This is a genomic window from Yersinia bercovieri ATCC 43970, from assembly GCF_013282745.1.
Classification (GTDB): Bacteria; Pseudomonadota; Gammaproteobacteria; order Enterobacterales; family Enterobacteriaceae; genus Yersinia; species Yersinia bercovieri.
This window is the reverse complement of sequence record NZ_CP054044.1, coordinates 3,598,240-3,614,491: the sequence shown is the minus strand read 5'-3', so window position 1 is coordinate 3,614,491 and position 16,252 is coordinate 3,598,240. Positions and strand designations below refer to the sequence as shown.

Sequence of the window (16,252 nt, the reverse complement as noted above, 5' to 3'; positions counted from 1 at the left end):
AATATCCATCCCTGCCGGAGGGCAATAGATGAACAATAATTCCGCCCGTAGACGTGCAGGTGTAGTATTAACCAGATTGATTAAGATTGTTTTTACTGTCGCATTGACCTATGGTCCGGCCGGTGCCGCTGGCTTGATAGTCAAAAATGTCAGCCGTAAGCCGCTGCGCTGGTTGCTGCTACTGCTGCTGGAACCGATGTTAAAACGTGCCATGACGGCAACTGCGGGCCAATTTGCCAAGGAGAAGCATGAAACGACTGCAAAATGAGATCAGCTCATTGGTTAACCGTGGGATGGATCGCCATCTCCGATTAGCAGTAACCGGCCTAAGCCGCAGCGGTAAAACCGCCTTTATCACCTCTTTGGTGAATCAATTACTTCATATTCACAGTGGTGCGCGTTTGCCGCTGTTTTCTGCGGTGCGTGAAGAGCGGCTACTGGGTGTAAAGCGCGTGCCACAGCGTGATCTGGGGATCCAGCGCTTTACCTATGATGAAGGGCTGGCTTCGTTGTACGGCACCCCACCGAACTGGCCGACGCCGACACGCGGTGTCAGTGAGATCCGTTTAGCACTGCGTTTTCGTTCCGGCGATTCGCTGTTGCGCCATTTTAAAGAGACCTCGACGCTGTATTTGGAAATTGTCGATTATCCGGGTGAATGGTTGCTTGATTTACCTATGCTGGAGCAGGATTACCTCAGCTGGTCGCGCCAAATGGCGGGCTTATTACAGGGGGATCGTGCCGAGTGGGCCAAGCCCTGGCTGACACTGTGCCAACAGTGTGATCCGCTGGCACCCGCTGATGAAAATCAGCTGGCGGCGATTGCGCAGGCGTATACCGATTATCTGATTCGCTGTAAGAGTGAGGGGCTGCACTTTATTCAGCCGGGGCGCTTTGTATTGCCCGGTGACATGGCGGGTGCGCCCGCATTGCAGTTTTTCCCGTGGCCAGATGTCAATGGAGCTGGCGAGTCGCGGCTGGCTCAGGCGGATAAGCACTCCAATCTTGGCATGTTGCGCACCCGTTTTAACTACTACTGCAACTCGGTGGTCAAAGGTTTTTACAAAGAGCACTTTGTTCGTTTTGATCGGCAAATCGTGTTGGTCGATTGTCTGCAACCGTTGAACAGCGGGCCACAGGCGTTTAACGATATGCGTTTGGCGCTGACACAATTAATGCAGAGTTTCCATTACGGAAAGCGCACGCTATTTCGTCGCCTATTCTCGCCGTGTATTGATAAGCTGATGTTTGCGGCCACCAAAGCAGACCATGTCACGGCAGATCAGCACGCAAATCTGGTCTCGTTGCTACAGCAACTGGTGCAGGAGGCGTGGCAAAATGCCGCTTTTGAAGGGATCAGCATGGATTGTGTCGGCCTGGCCTCGGTACAGGCAACCGAAAGCGGGATTGTCGATCATCATGGGCAAAAAATACCGGCATTGCGCGGTCATCGCCTGATTGATGGTACACCACTGACGGTCTTTCCCGGCGATGTACCTGCCCGTTTGCCGGGGCCTGCATTCTGGCAGCAGCAGGGGTTCCATTTTGATGAGTTCCGCCCGCAAGCGGTGAATGTCGATAGCCCACTACCCCATATTCGGCTGGATGCTGTGATGGAGTTCTTATTGGGAGATAAATTGCGATGAGCGAGCCTTTAAAGCCACGGATCGATTTTGAACAGCCCTTGCAGCCACTGGATGAGCCAGTATTAAAAGCGGCGCAGGCTTTTGATCCGCAAACCGCTGAGAACTTCTATCCTGCGGCACCGGAATTGGATGCTGAAGATGAAGAGGGGCGAGTGGAGGGGTTGGTCAATGCGGCGCTGAAACCAAGACGCAGCCTGTGGCGAAAAATGGTGACCGCCGGTTTGGCGCTGTTTGGTGTCAGTGTGATTGCCCAGTCAGTGCAGTGGGTCAATCAGGCATGGCAACAGCAAGATTGGATAGCACTGGGGGCCACCACTGCCGGTGGGCTGATTGTGCTGGCGGGGGTCGGTTCGGTGCTGAGCGAGTGGCGGCGCTTATATCGCCTACGCCAACGGGCGGAAGAGCGCGATATTGCGCGCGAACTGTTGCTCAGTCACGGTATCGGTCAGGGACGGGCTTTTTGTGAAAAACTGGCACGTCAGGCGGGGCTGGATCAAGGGCATCCGGCACTCCAGCGCTGGCAAGCTTCGCTACATGAAACCCATAACGATCGGGAAGTGGTTGAGTTATATGCAAAATTAGTACAACCGGCGCTGGATAATCAGGCGCGGGCGGAGATCAGCCGCTATGCTGCCGAATCGGCGCTTATGATCGCCGTCAGCCCATTGGCGCTGGTGGATATGGCGTTTATCGCCTGGCGTAATATTCGACTGATCAATCGTATTGCCGCTCTGTATGGCATTGAGTTGGGCTATTTCAGCCGCATCCGCTTGTTCCGGTTAGTGCTGCTGAACATCGCCTTTGCCGGTGCCTCTGAGCTGGTGCGGGAAGTTGGCATGGATTGGTTATCGCAGGATCTGGCAGCGCGGTTATCAGCCCGTGCGGCGCAAGGGATTGGCGCCGGTTTACTGACTGCGCGGCTGGGTATCAAAGCTATGGAGCTGTGCCGCCCCTTGCCGTGGATGGCGGGGGATAAACCTAAGTTAGGTGATTTCCGCCGTCAGTTGATTAGTCAGCTGAAAAATACGCTGCCGAAAAAAGATAAATCTAACCAATAGTGGTGCGCCATTGATTCGCAGCAGTGACTATTTTAACCGTGGATCAAAGGAGAACGACAGGGGTTTGACGCTGTTCAAGCAGAGTGGGAACTCTTTGTGGCGCGGATTGACTAACATGTTGTTTTCCGACGGCACTAATGTGGATGGAACCAGTAATCCAACTGAGGATGCTGATTCCAGCCACTCAGTGCCAAGATCCATGGTGGTGGCCGGTGCGGGGTCGCTACGCCAGTCAGTGGGCCAATCTGGGCGCTGCAACAGCATGATATGGCTGTCATCAATCTCGATTTGAAATAGTTCAAATTCGCTGAGGGTTGAGCTGTCCTGAATATGCACCAGTGTTTCCAGCATGGCTAACGACACACTGCTGGCCAGATAGAGAGCCGCGTGGCCTTTATGATTCCAGCGCCCACCATAGATTTCAGCGCCATAGCCGGTCCAGGTTGATGCAAGATAACGGCGCATCACAATGCGATAGAGCATCATAAATATCGGCCCATGGGGTTGAACTTCATTGCGTCACTATCCCTCAATTAAACTTATCCCTGTCCCGCTGGCCGTGAGCTTAGGAAAATACGCCGTGCTCCAACCGCCCAATGAGGTCACAAACTTCCAATGCGCCGGTTTCTGTCTCGAGTAAAGAGTCTGGGCTGTGATGCCCCAACCCCTTAATTGGCGTTGACATCCAGGTGATGGCCTTGCCCTTATCGCCGCCAAAAAGATCGACTGCCGCATCCATCACGCGGACGAAACGTGCAATTCGCTCACTCTCTTCCGGCGTAAAACGGCCATCATGGGTACGTCTACGCGTCAAACTACGGCTGGGGATCCCCGTTGCTCGTAATATTTCAGCTTTAGGCATGGAGGCCCAAAGGTGAATACTGTCGATGACATCAACAGAAAACCCCAACTTAATGCTGTCAACCAAAACGGTGCCACGGCTGGCGGGCAAACCAATCTCACGCCATAGTGCGCCAGTTTTGCTCGCAGGTGTTGGGTGATATGCTCTCATATAACCTCCTCGGTCATGTGGCTACATCTACTATAGCCAACTGGCCGAGATAAAGCAAAGTGTCACTTGACCTTGACGAGGGAAGTTGACACATCCAGCCATTATATTATTCTGAATTATTCATATAAATAATAATATGACGTTATATATGGCGGCGTTAAGGGTTGATGATCTTTCCTTAGTGTGCTGAGGGCGTAAAAAAAAACAGCAAAAAGCCGATTTCTGTCAACTTTTGCTGACAGACTGCTTCATCAGCAAGGGGGGACAGGGTATTATCATAGCCAGAATTCCGCACCTGCCATATATAAGGTCGATACTGATGCGCTTGGAAGTTTTTTGCGAAGACCGAATCGGTCTTACCAGAGAGTTACTTGATCTCTTGGTTTTACGCAGCATTGATTTACGGGGGATCGAAATTGATCCAATTGGTCGCATCTACCTGAACTTCTCTCAACTAGATTTCAGCGTATTTAGCGCATTAATGATGGATATTCGCCGCATTGATGGTGTAACTGATGTCCGCACCGTCTCCTTTATGCCATCAGAGCGAGAGCACCGCTCACTGCGCGCACTGCTCGAGTCGATGCCTGAGCCGGTCTTCTCTATCGATTTAAAGGGCAATCTTGAGCTAGCCAACCCGGCGGCCCGTGATCTGTTCTCCCTCAATGAGGAGAAAATCCGCCACAAAACTGCGGGCAGCCTCCTGGGTGGCTATAACTTTGCCCGCTGGTTTGAGGGGGGAGAAACAGCACCTCATACCGAACGTGTGTTGATCAATAATCAGGATTATCTGATGGAGATCACCCCCATCCAGCTCGAAGACGAGAATCAGAAAAATCAGACTGTTGGCGCGGTAGTGATGCTAAAATCTACCGCCCGCATGGGGCAGCAACTGCAAATCCTATCGGTTAACGACGATACTGAATTTAAGCAGATAGTCGCGACCAGCACTAAAATGCGTCAGGTGCTTGATCAAGCTCGCAAGTTAGCCATGTTGGATGCGCCACTGTTGTTGGTGGGGGATACCGGCACCGGGAAGGATCTCTTGGCGCGCGCCTGTCATCTGCGCAGTCCACGCGGAAAAATGCCTTTTCTCGGGCTTAACTGCGCTTCATTGCCAGACGACGTGGTGGAAAGCGAACTGTTCGGTTATGCCGCCGGGGCTTACCCCAATGCCATTGAAGGCAAAAAAGGCTTTTTTGAGCAGGCAAATGGTGGCTCGGTGCTGCTGGACGAAATCGGCGAAATGTCGCCTCGCATGCAGATCAAACTGTTGCGCTTCCTCAATGATGGCACTTTCCGCCGGGTTGGTGAGGAGCATGAGGTGCATGTCGATGTGCGGGTGATTTGCGCCACGCAAAAGAATTTAGTGGAGTTGGTACAGCGCGGTGAGTTCCGTGAGGATCTCTATTATCGCCTCAATGTGCTGACTATCACTTTGCCGCCATTACGTGAGCGTCAGGCCGATATCATGCCGCTGACGGCGCTATTTGTTGCTCGTTTCTCCGATGAACAGGGTGTTCCTCGGCCAAAACTGGCCCCGGAGCTCAGCAGTTTCCTGACCAACTATGGCTGGCCGGGTAATGTGCGGCAACTGAAAAATGCCATCTATCGCGCCTTGACCCAGTTAGAGGGTTCAGAGCTGCGACCACAAGATATTACTCTGCCGGAATTTGAAGTTGAAGCCGCGCTGGGGGATGAAGTGCTGGATGGTTCGCTGGATGATATCAGCAAACGGTTCGAACGTTCGGTGCTGACCCGGCTTTATCGCAACTATCCGAGCACGCGGAAACTGGCTAAGCGGCTGGGTGTTTCCCACACCGCGATTGCCAATAAGTTACGCGAATATGGCTTAAGCAGTAAACGGCCGGTGAGTGATGAGAGTGAAGAGGAGTAAGTCACAGATAAGTTGTCTGTGATGAGATTTTCATAAAAAAACGGCTGAACCCCAAAGGGACAGCCGTTTTGAATCCACACTCCGGTTTGATTCAAACCGAGAGTTATCGACTTATTTCAGTGCTGCCAGTGCGGCATCATAGTTTGGTTCAGTGGTGATCTCATTAACCAACTCACTGTAGATAACGTTGTCCTGACCATCCAGAACCACCACAGCACGGGCAGTCAAACCTGCCAATGGGCCTTCAGTAATAGCCACACCGTAAGCTTGTTTGAAGTCAGCGCCACGCAAAGTTGACAGTGTAGTGACGTTGCTCAGACCTTCAGCACCGCAAAAACGTGATTGGGCAAATGGCAAGTCTGAGGAGATGCAAAGAACTACAGTGTTCTCAAGTTCGCCTGCCAGTTGATTGAATTTACGTACCGATGCAGCACAAACACCAGTATCAATGCTTGGGAAGATATTCAGGACTTTACGTTTGCCAACGAAGTTGCTCAGGGCCACGTCAGATAAATCTTTCGCTACCAAAGTAAAGTCTTTCGCTTTATCGCCCACTTGCGGCAATTGACCGGCGACGGTCACTGGATTGCCTTGAAAATGTACGGTTTGTGTCATTATTTGCTCCCTTTTACAGATGTGTAACACGAAGTTCAGTTTAAGGTAACAATGGCAGCTTGGATATGAGAAATTTGCCAAATACCGGAGATTTTGTTTAGGTTAGATTCTAACATCGGTCGCCAAAGTCCGAATATTGCCAAGGAGCCATAATTGAGAACGATGCGTTTCTACCCTGAGGCCTGGCCTCTACACTCTGCGTTTGTTATTTCCCGTGGCAGTCGTACAGAGGCGAAAGTGGTGGTGGTCGAAATTGAAGAGAATGGCATCCTAGCCTTTGGCGAATGTACGCCATATCCCCATTATGGCGAAAGTGAATCTTCGGTGATGGCCCAGCTTGCCTTGGTGGTAAGCGCCATAGAAGAGGGGGCTTCACGAGGCGCGTTACAGCAGCTTTTACCTGCTGGGGCGGCCAGGAACGCGGTGGATTGTGCGCTATGGCAACTGGAGTGTTTGCAGCAGCAACAAAGTTTATGGCACCTAAGCCAGATAGCGCCGGTTGCTCATATTGCGATGGCCCAGACGGTGAGCATTGGTGCGCCAGAAACCATGGCGTACAGTGCCAGCGCATTGGCGCGCCAGGGGGCCAACCTACTGAAAATCAAACTTGATGACCATCTCATTGCCGAGCGGTTGGTGGCGATCCGCAGTGCTGCGCCTGAAGTGACGTTAATCGTCGATGCTAATGAGTCGTGGCAAACAGAAGGGTTGGCGGCCCGTTGCCAGCTACTGGCTGATTTAGGCGTCGCCATGCTTGAGCAGCCATTGCCTGCGGGCCAGGATGACTGTTTGCAGAATTTTATTCATCCGTTACCCATTTGCGCTGATGAGAGCTGCCACACGCGAGCCGATTTAGCCAGTCTGGTTGGCCGCTATGATATGGTCAATATTAAGCTGGATAAAAGTGGTGGGTTAACCGAGGCATTGCTGTTAGCCGAGCAGGCGAAATCACTGGGATTTGCCATTATGCTCGGTTGCATGCTGTGCACTTCCCGCGCCATTCGGGCCGCATTGCCTTTGGCACCGGGCGCCCGCTTTGTTGATTTGGACGGCCCCACGTGGTTGGCGCAGGATGTTGAGGGCGGGCTGCGCTTCTCAACCGGGGCGATTGATCTGTCGGCCTAATCAGCCAGCGTCAATAGATCAATTAATGCCGCCAGATAACACTCACTGGCGGCATCCGCTGAGATTGGCGGTAATTCTGCGGTGATACAAGGCAAGTGGCGATCTGCGCACCAACTGCCAAAAGAGCCGGGTGTGGCGTAACCCACACTGGTAACCAGCGGCAAGTTAAAATTGGCCGCCAGCCGCGCACCCAGCGCAGAGCTATCAGGATCCTCAATGCAGGCCAGCGGTTCATGGAATGAAACGACCCAACGCGGTGCCAACTGGGTAATTAATGCACATAAAGCCTGGGTTTCCGGCTCAGATCCCGCCTGTTCGCCTGCCGATAACAGCACATCTCGCGCATCAGCCACACTGTTCCAGCGATAGACCGTCTCCCCTGTCTGCCAGTTTTCGGCGGGAAAATTACGATTCAGATCAACCCCATTGGCATTCGCCCGGAGTCCCAATTGACAACCATCCGGATTGACTGCCAGCACCACGTGGTGACGCTGCTGTTCCGGCGAGATAGTGCGTAGCGCACAGGAGAGCGCAACAATAGCGGCGCTCTCATCACCATGGGTTCCGGCGATAATCAGCCCAGGCTTTTCGGCTGAGTGGGGGGCGGGGAAGTAGTGCAGCGGTGCGCCCAGCAGAGATTTGCCATAGGGCTGGCCTAAGGTGACCAGATTTCCGCGCGCTGAGCGAGGCCGATGTTGACTCATAATACTTCCTGTTATCGCGAAACATAAATATTGCCGTTAAACATAGCATCTAACATTATTACTTTGAATCAATAAGATAAGTTATTTTCTGCCAGATAAAACAGCGATTAGGTAAAAAGCGGGCGAAATGCAGTTGCTGATAGCGCTGTTGGGGTCAGGTGGTATTCCAGGCCTCTTTGCACGCACTATTTTTTATTTTCCCATGGTTACTCTGGCATCTAATCTGCTAGTTTATGTTTATTCGGCTTTTTTTTTCGCTGGCAAAGAACGAATCGCTGACAAAGAACGAATCGCTGACAAAGAACAACAACTCGCTGACATGGAACAACAACGAAAAGGTTATCAATTATGCGCTATTTCCGTTATGCATTGTGTGCCGCATGGGTTGGCTCAATATTGGGCACGGCAAGTGCCGCTGACCTCCCTGCCGGCACGGTACTGGCCGAGAAACAAGAAATTGTTCGTCACCTTAAAGATGAACCGGCGTCCCTTGACCCAATGAAAGCCGTCGGGTTGATAGAGGCGCAGGTCGATCGGGATCTGTTCGAAGGGTTGGTTAACCAGAATGCGCAGGGTGAAATTATTCCAGGCGTCGCCACCAACTGGCAAACCACCGATAATCAAACTTACATCTTTACGCTCCGTAAAGACGCGAAATGGTCTAATGGCGATCCGGTGACGGCGCAAGACTTTGTCTATAGCTGGCGTCGTTTAGTTGACCCTAAAAGTTTATCTCCTTTTGCCTGGTTTGCTGAACTGGCTGGCGTAGAAAATGCCCAACAAATCATTGCCGGAAAAATGCCACCAAAAAGTTTAGGGGTGAGTGCCGTGAATGATCACACCTTAAAAGTTAAGCTTATCCGGCCGGTACCTTATTTCCCCAGTTTGACGGCTAATTTTAGTCTATTCCCAGTACCGCAAACCATTGTTGAGAAGTACGGCAGTGACTGGACGAAAGTCGGTAATCTGGTTGGAAACGGCGCATTTAAATTACAAGACCGCGTGGTCAATGAGAAATTAGTTTTGGTGCCGAATGAACACTATTGGGACCATGCTCATACTGTCTTGACTAAAGTGACCTTTATTCCAATCAATCAGGAAGCGAATGCCACTAAACGTTATCAGGCGGGGGATATCGATATTACAGAGTCTTTCCCGAAGAATTTATATCAGAAACTGTTAAAAGATATTCCGGGTCAAGTTTATACGCCGGATCAGCTAGGGACTTATTATTACGCCTTTAATACCCAGCGTGCGCCGACCAATGATGTTCGGGTACGCAAAGCATTATCTTACGCCATCGATCGTAAGATTATCGCTGAAAAGGTTCTGGGCACCGGTGAGAAGCCCGCTTATCACTTTACCCCTGATGTCACCGCCAATTACCACCCGGTGGCGAATATATTGCAGCAACAAGATCAGGATGAATTGGATGCGCAAGCCAAGGCGCTGCTCCATGCTGCGGGTTATGGCCCGGATAAACCGCTAAAATTATCATTGCTGTACAATACATCTGACAACAATCAGAAATTAGCCATTGCCATAGCGTCGATGTGGAAGAAAACATTGGGTGTGGATGTGCAGATGATTAACCAGGAGTGGAAGACTTATATTGATAGTCGCAATACCGGTAATTTTGATGTGGTGCGAGCATCATGGGTGGGCGACTACAATGAACCATCAACCTTCCTGTCACTACTGACGTCAATGCACAGTGGGAATATTGCCAAATTTAAGAGTGCGGATTATGACCGCCTGCTAAATGAAGCGGGCCGCGAGACGAATCCCAAATTATTAAATGATGATTATAATAAGGCCGAGCAGATTATTGCGGAGCAGGTGCCGATAGCGCCAATATATCAATTTACCAATGGGCGCTTAATTAAGCCATGGGTGAAAGGTTACCCCATTACCAACCCGGAAGATGTTGCATATAGCCACAGCCTGTACATTATCAAGCACTAAATATCATTTTGTTGATCTGCTGTGATGTGAAAATAAGTCAGCCGCCGGTATCTATCGGCGGTTTAGCATTTTAACTACATTAAATAATTAATAGATGAAATTTATTTCGCAGTTTTATGTTCGGATTGCTTAGGTACAATGGCTGCTATGGAGATCATAAATCCTGTAAGAGACGCGATGATCAAAGGAAAGATAAATGCATCTGAAGATCTCAATGGATTTTGTATATCGAAAAGCATCAAAAAGAAAAATGCGCTGGTCGCAAAAGTCGATGATGCATATAATTCGTTCAGTTTATATTGCAGGTTCTCTAATGCGAATGGTGGTGTCTTTTTTGAAAGACAATCCCAAACAATATGAACTGCCATATAAGAGATACAGATGATGCAGTAGAACCTTGTTAGCTCATCGGTGGTTTGCGGCGAGTACCAGTGAGAAGAGAACTGACCCAAATCAGGTTACCAAGCCATTTTTCAGATAAATCCCTGCAGTTATTGCGCTCCCCAGAGCGGCAAATGTGAGTGCAAAGGATGCTGTAACAGTTAATGCGGGTATGAAGAAAGATAAGCAACCCGTCATAGCAAACCCCGCACCCGCGCCACCAATCAATGCTTTCATTAATGTTATGATACTGATTTCCATAATCAATATTCCTTTAATCTATGACTGTCATCCGTTGGGGCGAATTGTACATCAAAATATCTACTCTCTCGTGATCTTTAACATTACATATTCTTAGTCATTCGTTATCCGAGTACATCACCTTTAAAGATCAGGTAGCTAGCGCTACACTGAGCTAATTGCATGATAAATGCCGAATTGAGGATAGTGTTGTGGATGTAGTCGAAGGGAAAGCACTGCAAATCTCTGATGCAGTTTATGCTTATCAGTTGGACGGTAAGGGGGGTGTGACGTCAATTAGCCCTGATGCGCTCGCTACTGCGGAGCAACCTTGCTGGTTGCATCTGGATTACACTCACCCGGCAAGTGCCGCCTGGCTGCAAAACACCCCACTGCTGCCAGAGGTGGTGCGTGACGGACTGGCCGGTGAGAGTGTGCGCCCCAAGGTTACCCGCTTAGGCGATGGCACTATGGTAACCCTGCGGGGTATCAATTTTAATAATGATGCTCGCCCCGATCAGCTAGTCACTATCCGCGTCTATATGACGGATAAATTGATTGTCTCAACCCGTCATCGCAAAGTTTACTCCATTGATGATGTGTTGAATGATTTGCAAAGTGGCACAGGCCCGACAAACAGTGGCAATTGGCTGGTGGAGATTGTGGATGGTCTGACTGACCATACCAGCGAATTTATTGAAGATTTGCACGATAAAATTATTGATCTTGAAGATGATTTACTGGAACAGAAAATCCCGCAGCGTGGGCAAATGGCCCTGTTGCGTAAGCAGTTGATTGTCTTGCGTCGCTACATGGCACCCCAGCGGGATGTCTTCTCACGGCTCGCCAGTGAGCGGCTGCCGTGGATGAATGATGATGATCGGCGTCGTATGCAGGAGATCTCAGAGCGCTTGGGGCGTGGTCTAGAGGATTTAGACTCTAGCATCGCGAGGACTGCGGTGCTGTCCGATGAAATTAGTTCATTAATGGCGGATGCAATGAATCGGCGAACTTACACTATGTCGCTGCTGGCTATGGTATTTTTACCAACCACTTTCTTAACCGGCTTGTTTGGGGTCAACCTGGGGGGGATCCCCGGTAACACCGACGCTTTTGGTTTTGCGACATTTTGCATGATGTTGGTGCTTTTAGTCTTGGCTGTTGCCTGGTGGTTAAAGCACAGTAAATGGCTCTAAGTAGCAGTGATAGGTGGCGTAAAAGAGTGGCGCAGGCAGGGGTTAATCACTGCAAAATTGAGCCATATCAAGATTTGAGGGTGATGACTCAGGCATTATCACTTTGCAGGTGAATGCAACGTCAAGCGATGGGCGTTGCGCTCCATATTTGTAATACTTTTATTTTTGAATTACTGCATAGCACATAATTGTTACGATGCCGATGTTGTCTCAACATCGGCATTTTTTTTATGTTTTTTTGAGCTAAAACAGTCGACTGACTCAGACAAACAAAACTCGCCTCATCCCAAACACGAAACTGAATAAGGCGATTGTTGCTGGAGTTTATTTGATTTCTACCACGTCGAGGCGTACCAGCGGCTGATTTTCATTTTCTTCATCACTTTCCGGTTGCCAGCCTACCGGTTGCAGTGGTAGCTCCTCGCGATCAAACGCCAGATCACCGCCATCAACCACTTCGCTGTCGTGGGTAATAGCTTTAAAATCAAACAATTTATGGTCATTCAAGTGTGATGGCACCACATTTTGCATGGCGCTAAACATCGTTTCGATCCGACCCGGATACTGCTTATCCCAGTCACGTAACATATCTTTGATCACCTGACGTTGCAGGTTAGGCTGCGAACCACATAAGTTACAAGGAATAATCGGATACTCTCTTGCCACGGCAAACCGCTCAATATCTTTCTCACGGCAGTAGGCCAGTGGGCGAATGACGATATGTTTACCGTCGTCGCTCATCAATTTAGGTGGCATACCTTTCAGCTTCCCGCCATAGAACATATTCAGGAACAGCGTTTGCAGAATATCATCACGATGATGACCCAAAGCTATCTTGGTCGCCCCTAACTCAGTGGCGGTGCGGTACAAAATTCCACGGCGCAGGCGAGAGCAGAGTGAGCAGGTGGTTTTTCCTTCGGGAATAATCTCTTTCACAATCCCGTAGGTATTCTCTTCCACAATCTTATATTCCACCCCCTGTTTATCCAGATAAGCCGGCAGGATATCTTCCGGGAAGCCCGGCTGTTTCTGATCCAGATTAACGGCGATCAAGGTGAAGTTGATTGGTGCGCTTTTTTGCAGGCTTTGCAAAATATCCAGCATGGTATAGCTGTCTTTGCCCCCAGAAAGGCAGACCATCACCCGGTCACCCTCTTCAATCATATTAAAATCAGCAATCGCCTGACCGACATTACGGCGCAAACGTTTTTGTAATTTGTTCAAATCGTATTGAATTTTTTGATTAACCACTTGTTTATCTTGCATTTGTTCGTGACTCATATTCAGTTAGGGGCATGGCAGGGCATTGTTGCTATGGCATAAGTTTATCATTCAACAGGCATATATATTACTGTTTTCATCTAGGGCGCAGTGCTGCGGTTGTTTGCGCCGGTGGCGAGTTCTGCCATATGGGTTGTGAAATGGCTCACAAAAGAGGGACGAATTATTATCGTAACTTGCCACAACTCACTCTTTATGATGTAGTGCATTCAACGGATTGTTACTGTGTCAGAGCAGGCAAAACCTAAAAGAGAATGAACTCTTTTAAGTTTTGCCTTTTTTTTTGGGTGGAATATGCGAATACAAAGAGTTCTGAATAACAATGTTGTTGTCGCGCACGATTTTAGTGGGAAAGAGTGCGTTGTTATTGGCAAAGGTGTCGGATTCAATAAAAAGAGCAGTGACCTTGTCGATGATGCCTGCATTCAAAAGATATTTCGTCTTGATGAAGAAAATAGCTTTGGTAAGGCAAATGATGCTTTTCAGGATGTTCCTGAGGCGTTGTTTGATATCGTGCTGGAAATTGTCAAACAAGCCACGACTCGGTTAGATAGAAAAATTCATAAAAGTGTTTATGCCTCCTTGCTTGATCATATAAGTTTTGCTATTGAACGGACAAAGCAGGGCGTTCATGTCAGAAATATGCTGCTTTGGGATATCAAGCGCCTTTACCGCAATGAGTTTATTATTGGCGTATCTGCATTGGCTAATATTAAGCAGAAACTCAATATCGAGTTGGCAGAGGATGAAGCGGGGTTTATTGCTCTACACCTATTAAACTCGCAAAAAGATGGCACCATGCCTGACATAGAAAATGTGTCAAAAGTTATTCAGGATATTTTAAATATCGTCAAATATCACTTCAATATTGAATATGAAGAAGAGTCAATTAACTTTCAGCGTTTTGTAACTCACTTAAAATTCTTTTCACATCGATTATTAAGCAACACCTATGTTGCCACCAATGATAACTCGCTACATGATATTGTGGCAGAAAAGTATGCTGTCTCTTATGCTTGTGCGAAAAAGATAGATAAATTTATTGAGCATGACTATGGGCGAGCATTAACAGATGACGAAATGATGTTTCTCTCTATCCATATTGAGCATGTGAGAAAATCAATCTAAACAATTTATTAGTAGAAAACTAATTTAAACACTTTATCCATAGAAATAAATGGATTCAATCGGTTATTAATTTAATTGAGGTTATCCCATGAGTGCATATAAGCAGCTGGCTGGGGAAATAATTGAGCATGTAGGTGGGAAAGACAATATTGTTTCTCTAACTCACTGCATTACACGTTTAAGATTTTCACTCAGAGATGCAAAGAAATTCAATAAATCCGTATTGGATAAGCTGGATGGTGTCATTTTAGCGGTTGAAAGTAATGGTCAATACCAGGTTGTTATTGGTAATGATGTGACCAAAGTCTACAATGTGATTATTGATGAGTTTGGCATTAAAGGCGACACCTCCTCTGCCGATGCTCACCCAACTGAAAGAAAAGGCAATATAGTTGGCCGAGTCTTTAATAAGATGTCCTCAATTTTGGTGCCCATCGTGCCGGCATTAGCCGGGGCCGGTATGTTAAAGGCATTGCTGGTTATCTTATCTACCTACCATTTTATTGATCCGACAGGGAGTACATATAAAATTCTGGCGGCGGCCAGTAACAGTGTATTTTATTTCCTGCCACTACTATTGGCCTTCTCATGTGCAAAATCGTTTAATGCTCACCCCTTTGTGTCAGTGGCAATTGTCGGAGCGCTACTCGAACCTACATTTACCGGATTGATGAAAAATCCAGGTGATATTGTTGATTTTATGGGTATTCCGGTGGTTCTGATGAAGTACTCATCAACCCTTATTCCGGCCATACTCGCCGTCTGGGCTTACTCCTATCTCGAACGATTTTTAAAACGCTTCATCCATCAAAGTATTGAAATGATTGCGGTGCCGATGCTGGGCTTATTAATTATGGTGCCGGTGATTGTCATTGCTGTCGGGCCGATTGGGGTCTATCTAGGGGATGGTATTGGTGCCGGCATTGCATATATGAACAATGTCAGCGGTATGCTAACGGGGGCTATTATTGGTGGCGGCTGGACACTGTTGGTTATGTTCGGTTTACACTGGGGCTTAGTGCCGGTAATGCTAAATAATCTGGCACTACATGGTTTCGATACTATTAAGCCCGCTGCGGCCACCGCCACATTTGCTTCGGCTGGTGCGGCATTCGGTGTATTCCTTAAAACCAAAGATAAGAAATTAAAATCCTTTGCTCTGTCCACCATGGTTCCGGCGCTTTTTGCTGGGGTGACTGAGCCGATTGTTTACGGTATTTCGATAAAATATAAACGTCCATTGATTGCGTCTCTTATTGCCGGAACCATTGCTGGTGGATTTGTTGGCGCCATGGGCACCACAGTAATGGCGTATGTTTTCCCGGCACTGACTACGCTGCCTGCATTTATGACGAATACCTTCGCTTATTATGTTATTGGCATTTCAATGGCTTTTGCGCTCTCTACGATATTGACTTATCTCTTGGGTTTTGATGAGCAAATAGATGAAGCCGTCGTAGCGCCTATATCAAACAGTACATCAAACAGCCCGGCCATACATGATAACCCTCCCGCAGGGCTGGCTGGGATTTTATTATCAGCGCCGCTTAATGGAAAAATAGTTCCCTTAACAGATGTTAAAGATGGTGTTTTCGCCAGCGAAATAATGGGTAAGGGTATTGCTATTTACCCCTCGGAAGGGGCGGTATATTCACCGGTGAATGGTGTTGTATCAAAACTATTTCACACCAATCATGCCATTGGTATTGTTTCTGAGGAGGGGGTGGAGATTTTAATTCATGTCGGCATAGATACCGTTAAATTAAATGGTGAGCTTTTCAATAGTCATATTAATGAGGGTGACTTTATCACCAAAGGGCAATTGCTTTTGACATTCGACCTTGATGAGTTAATCACCAGGGATTTTGATATGACCACGCCGATTGTCATTGCTAATACTGACGATTATAGAAATATTCTGGCAACTGAAAATGAGTGTGCTGATCGTAGCAATACATTAATTACTGTGCTTCCTGCTTTAGCTTAAATAGACGTTGGAGAGAT

General features: G+C 48.2%; 15 protein-coding genes. 9 read left to right on the top strand and 6 right to left on the bottom strand.

Annotation, left to right across the window (positions count from 1 at the left end; genetic code table 11):
* Nucleotides 1-28 precede the first annotated feature (28 nt).
* Genes pspD through HRK25_RS16365 form a run of 3 tightly spaced genes read left to right on the top strand, consistent with a single transcriptional unit; the run spans nucleotide 29 to nucleotide 2,704 of the window.
* Nucleotides 29-268 carry a phage shock protein PspD gene (pspD, locus tag HRK25_RS16375; RefSeq protein WP_032896220.1) on the top strand — a complete coding sequence of 80 codons (240 nt, stop codon included), beginning with the start codon at nucleotides 29-31 and terminating at the stop codon, nucleotides 266-268.
* Entirely contained in the window at nucleotides 249-1,646 is a 1,398-nt protein-coding gene (locus tag HRK25_RS16370) for a YcjX family GTP-binding protein (protein ID WP_032896223.1), read from the top strand. Before pspD ends, HRK25_RS16370 begins: the two co-directional genes overlap by 20 nt.
* Nucleotides 1,643-2,704, top strand: coding sequence for a YcjF family protein (locus HRK25_RS16365; RefSeq protein ID WP_032896225.1), 1,062 nt, complete (start codon nucleotides 1,643-1,645; stop codon nucleotides 2,702-2,704). Before HRK25_RS16370 ends, HRK25_RS16365 begins: the two co-directional genes overlap by 4 nt.
* 27 nt (nucleotides 2,705-2,731) lie before the next feature.
* Here HRK25_RS16365 and HRK25_RS16360 read toward each other — a convergent pair whose 3' ends face one another.
* Entirely contained in the window at nucleotides 2,732-3,190 is a 459-nt protein-coding gene (locus tag HRK25_RS16360) for an RES family NAD+ phosphorylase (RefSeq protein WP_005270456.1), read from the bottom strand.
* Nucleotides 3,191-3,269: 79 nt separating this feature from the next.
* Nucleotides 3,270-3,716 carry a type II toxin-antitoxin system antitoxin Xre gene (gene xre, locus HRK25_RS16355; RefSeq protein ID WP_005270459.1) on the bottom strand — a complete coding sequence of 149 codons (447 nt, stop codon included), beginning with the start codon at nucleotides 3,714-3,716 and terminating at the stop codon, nucleotides 3,270-3,272.
* Nucleotides 3,717-4,035: 319 nt separating this feature from the next.
* Here xre and tyrR point away from each other — a divergent pair, with 319 nt between their 5' ends.
* Entirely contained in the window at nucleotides 4,036-5,613 is a 1,578-nt protein-coding gene (gene tyrR, locus HRK25_RS16350) for a transcriptional regulator TyrR (protein ID WP_032896227.1), read from the top strand.
* A gap of 111 nt (nucleotides 5,614-5,724) precedes the next feature.
* Here tyrR and tpx read toward each other — a convergent pair whose 3' ends face one another.
* On the bottom strand, nucleotides 5,725-6,228 hold the full coding sequence (tpx, locus tag HRK25_RS16345; RefSeq protein WP_005270467.1) for a thiol peroxidase: 504 nt from the start codon (nucleotides 6,226-6,228) through the stop codon (nucleotides 5,725-5,727).
* A 153-nt stretch (nucleotides 6,229-6,381) separates the two neighbouring features.
* Here tpx and ycjG point away from each other — a divergent pair, with 153 nt between their 5' ends.
* A complete protein-coding gene (gene ycjG, locus HRK25_RS16340) occupies nucleotides 6,382-7,353 on the top strand; it encodes an L-Ala-D/L-Glu epimerase (RefSeq protein ID WP_032896230.1) in 972 nt (323 codons plus the stop codon).
* Here ycjG and mpaA read toward each other — a convergent pair.
* The gene (mpaA, locus tag HRK25_RS16335) at nucleotides 7,350-8,057 is read right to left on the bottom strand and encodes a murein tripeptide amidase MpaA (protein ID WP_032896232.1); all 708 of its coding nucleotides are present in this window, start codon (nucleotides 8,055-8,057) and stop codon (nucleotides 7,350-7,352) included. The two genes, ycjG and mpaA, sit on opposite strands and share 4 nt — an antisense overlap.
* Nucleotides 8,058-8,405: 348 nt before the next feature.
* Here mpaA and HRK25_RS16330 point away from each other — a divergent pair, with 348 nt between their 5' ends.
* Nucleotides 8,406-10,022 carry a peptide ABC transporter substrate-binding protein gene (locus HRK25_RS16330; RefSeq protein WP_005270469.1) on the top strand — a complete coding sequence of 539 codons (1,617 nt, stop codon included), beginning with the start codon at nucleotides 8,406-8,408 and terminating at the stop codon, nucleotides 10,020-10,022.
* Nucleotides 10,023-10,475: 453 nt separating this feature from the next.
* Here HRK25_RS16330 and HRK25_RS16325 read toward each other — a convergent pair whose 3' ends face one another.
* A complete protein-coding gene (locus HRK25_RS16325) occupies nucleotides 10,476-10,664 on the bottom strand; it encodes a hypothetical protein (RefSeq protein WP_005270473.1) in 189 nt (62 codons plus the stop codon).
* Between the two features lie 191 nt (nucleotides 10,665-10,855).
* Here HRK25_RS16325 and zntB point away from each other — a divergent pair, with 191 nt between their 5' ends.
* Nucleotides 10,856-11,839 (top strand): zinc transporter ZntB, encoded by a 984-nt coding sequence (gene zntB / locus HRK25_RS16320; protein ID WP_005270474.1) that lies wholly within the window; start codon nucleotides 10,856-10,858, stop codon nucleotides 11,837-11,839.
* A 324-nt stretch (nucleotides 11,840-12,163) separates the two neighbouring features.
* Here zntB and ttcA read toward each other — a convergent pair whose 3' ends face one another.
* The gene (gene ttcA, locus HRK25_RS16315; protein ID WP_005270476.1) at nucleotides 12,164-13,105 is read right to left on the bottom strand and encodes a tRNA 2-thiocytidine(32) synthetase TtcA; all 942 of its coding nucleotides are present in this window, start codon (nucleotides 13,103-13,105) and stop codon (nucleotides 12,164-12,166) included.
* A gap of 309 nt (nucleotides 13,106-13,414) precedes the next feature.
* Between ttcA and licT the strand changes: the two genes are divergently transcribed.
* Nucleotides 13,415-14,248, top strand: a complete 834-nt coding sequence (gene licT / locus HRK25_RS16310; RefSeq protein ID WP_005270478.1) for a BglG family transcription antiterminator LicT — start codon at nucleotides 13,415-13,417, stop codon at nucleotides 14,246-14,248.
* Between the two features lie 88 nt (nucleotides 14,249-14,336).
* A complete protein-coding gene (locus HRK25_RS16305; RefSeq protein ID WP_005270480.1) occupies nucleotides 14,337-16,235 on the top strand; it encodes a beta-glucoside-specific PTS transporter subunit IIABC in 1,899 nt (632 codons plus the stop codon).
* The last annotated feature ends 17 nt before the right edge of the window (nucleotides 16,236-16,252 follow it).

What these genes read in the sequence shown, in the direction of transcription:
- HRK25_RS16370 (WP_032896223.1), top strand. Translation starts at nt 249, where the DNA reads ATGAAACGACTGCAAAATGAGATCAGCTCATTGGTTAACCGTGGGATG.
- HRK25_RS16365 (WP_032896225.1), top strand. Translation starts at nt 1,643, where the DNA reads ATGAGCGAGCCTTTAAAGCCACGGATCGATTTTGAACAGCCCTTGCAG.
- pspD (WP_032896220.1), top strand. Translation starts at nt 29, where the DNA reads ATGAACAATAATTCCGCCCGTAGACGTGCAGGTGTAGTATTAACCAGA.
- HRK25_RS16325 (WP_005270473.1), bottom strand. Translation starts at nt 10,664, where the DNA reads ATGGAAATCAGTATCATAACATTAATGAAAGCATTGATTGGTGGCGCG.
- tpx (WP_005270467.1), bottom strand. Translation starts at nt 6,228, where the DNA reads ATGACACAAACCGTACATTTTCAAGGCAATCCAGTGACCGTCGCCGGT.
- ttcA (WP_005270476.1), bottom strand. Translation starts at nt 13,105, where the DNA reads ATGCAAGATAAACAAGTGGTTAATCAAAAAATTCAATACGATTTGAAC.
- HRK25_RS16330 (WP_005270469.1), top strand. Translation starts at nt 8,406, where the DNA reads ATGCGCTATTTCCGTTATGCATTGTGTGCCGCATGGGTTGGCTCAATA.
- mpaA (WP_032896232.1), bottom strand. Translation starts at nt 8,057, where the DNA reads ATGAGTCAACATCGGCCTCGCTCAGCGCGCGGAAATCTGGTCACCTTA.
- HRK25_RS16305 (WP_005270480.1), top strand. Translation starts at nt 14,337, where the DNA reads ATGAGTGCATATAAGCAGCTGGCTGGGGAAATAATTGAGCATGTAGGT.
- tyrR (WP_032896227.1), top strand. Translation starts at nt 4,036, where the DNA reads ATGCGCTTGGAAGTTTTTTGCGAAGACCGAATCGGTCTTACCAGAGAG.
- xre (WP_005270459.1), bottom strand. Translation starts at nt 3,716, where the DNA reads ATGAGAGCATATCACCCAACACCTGCGAGCAAAACTGGCGCACTATGG.
- HRK25_RS16360 (WP_005270456.1), bottom strand. Translation starts at nt 3,190, where the DNA reads ATGATGCTCTATCGCATTGTGATGCGCCGTTATCTTGCATCAACCTGG.
- licT (WP_005270478.1), top strand. Translation starts at nt 13,415, where the DNA reads ATGCGAATACAAAGAGTTCTGAATAACAATGTTGTTGTCGCGCACGAT.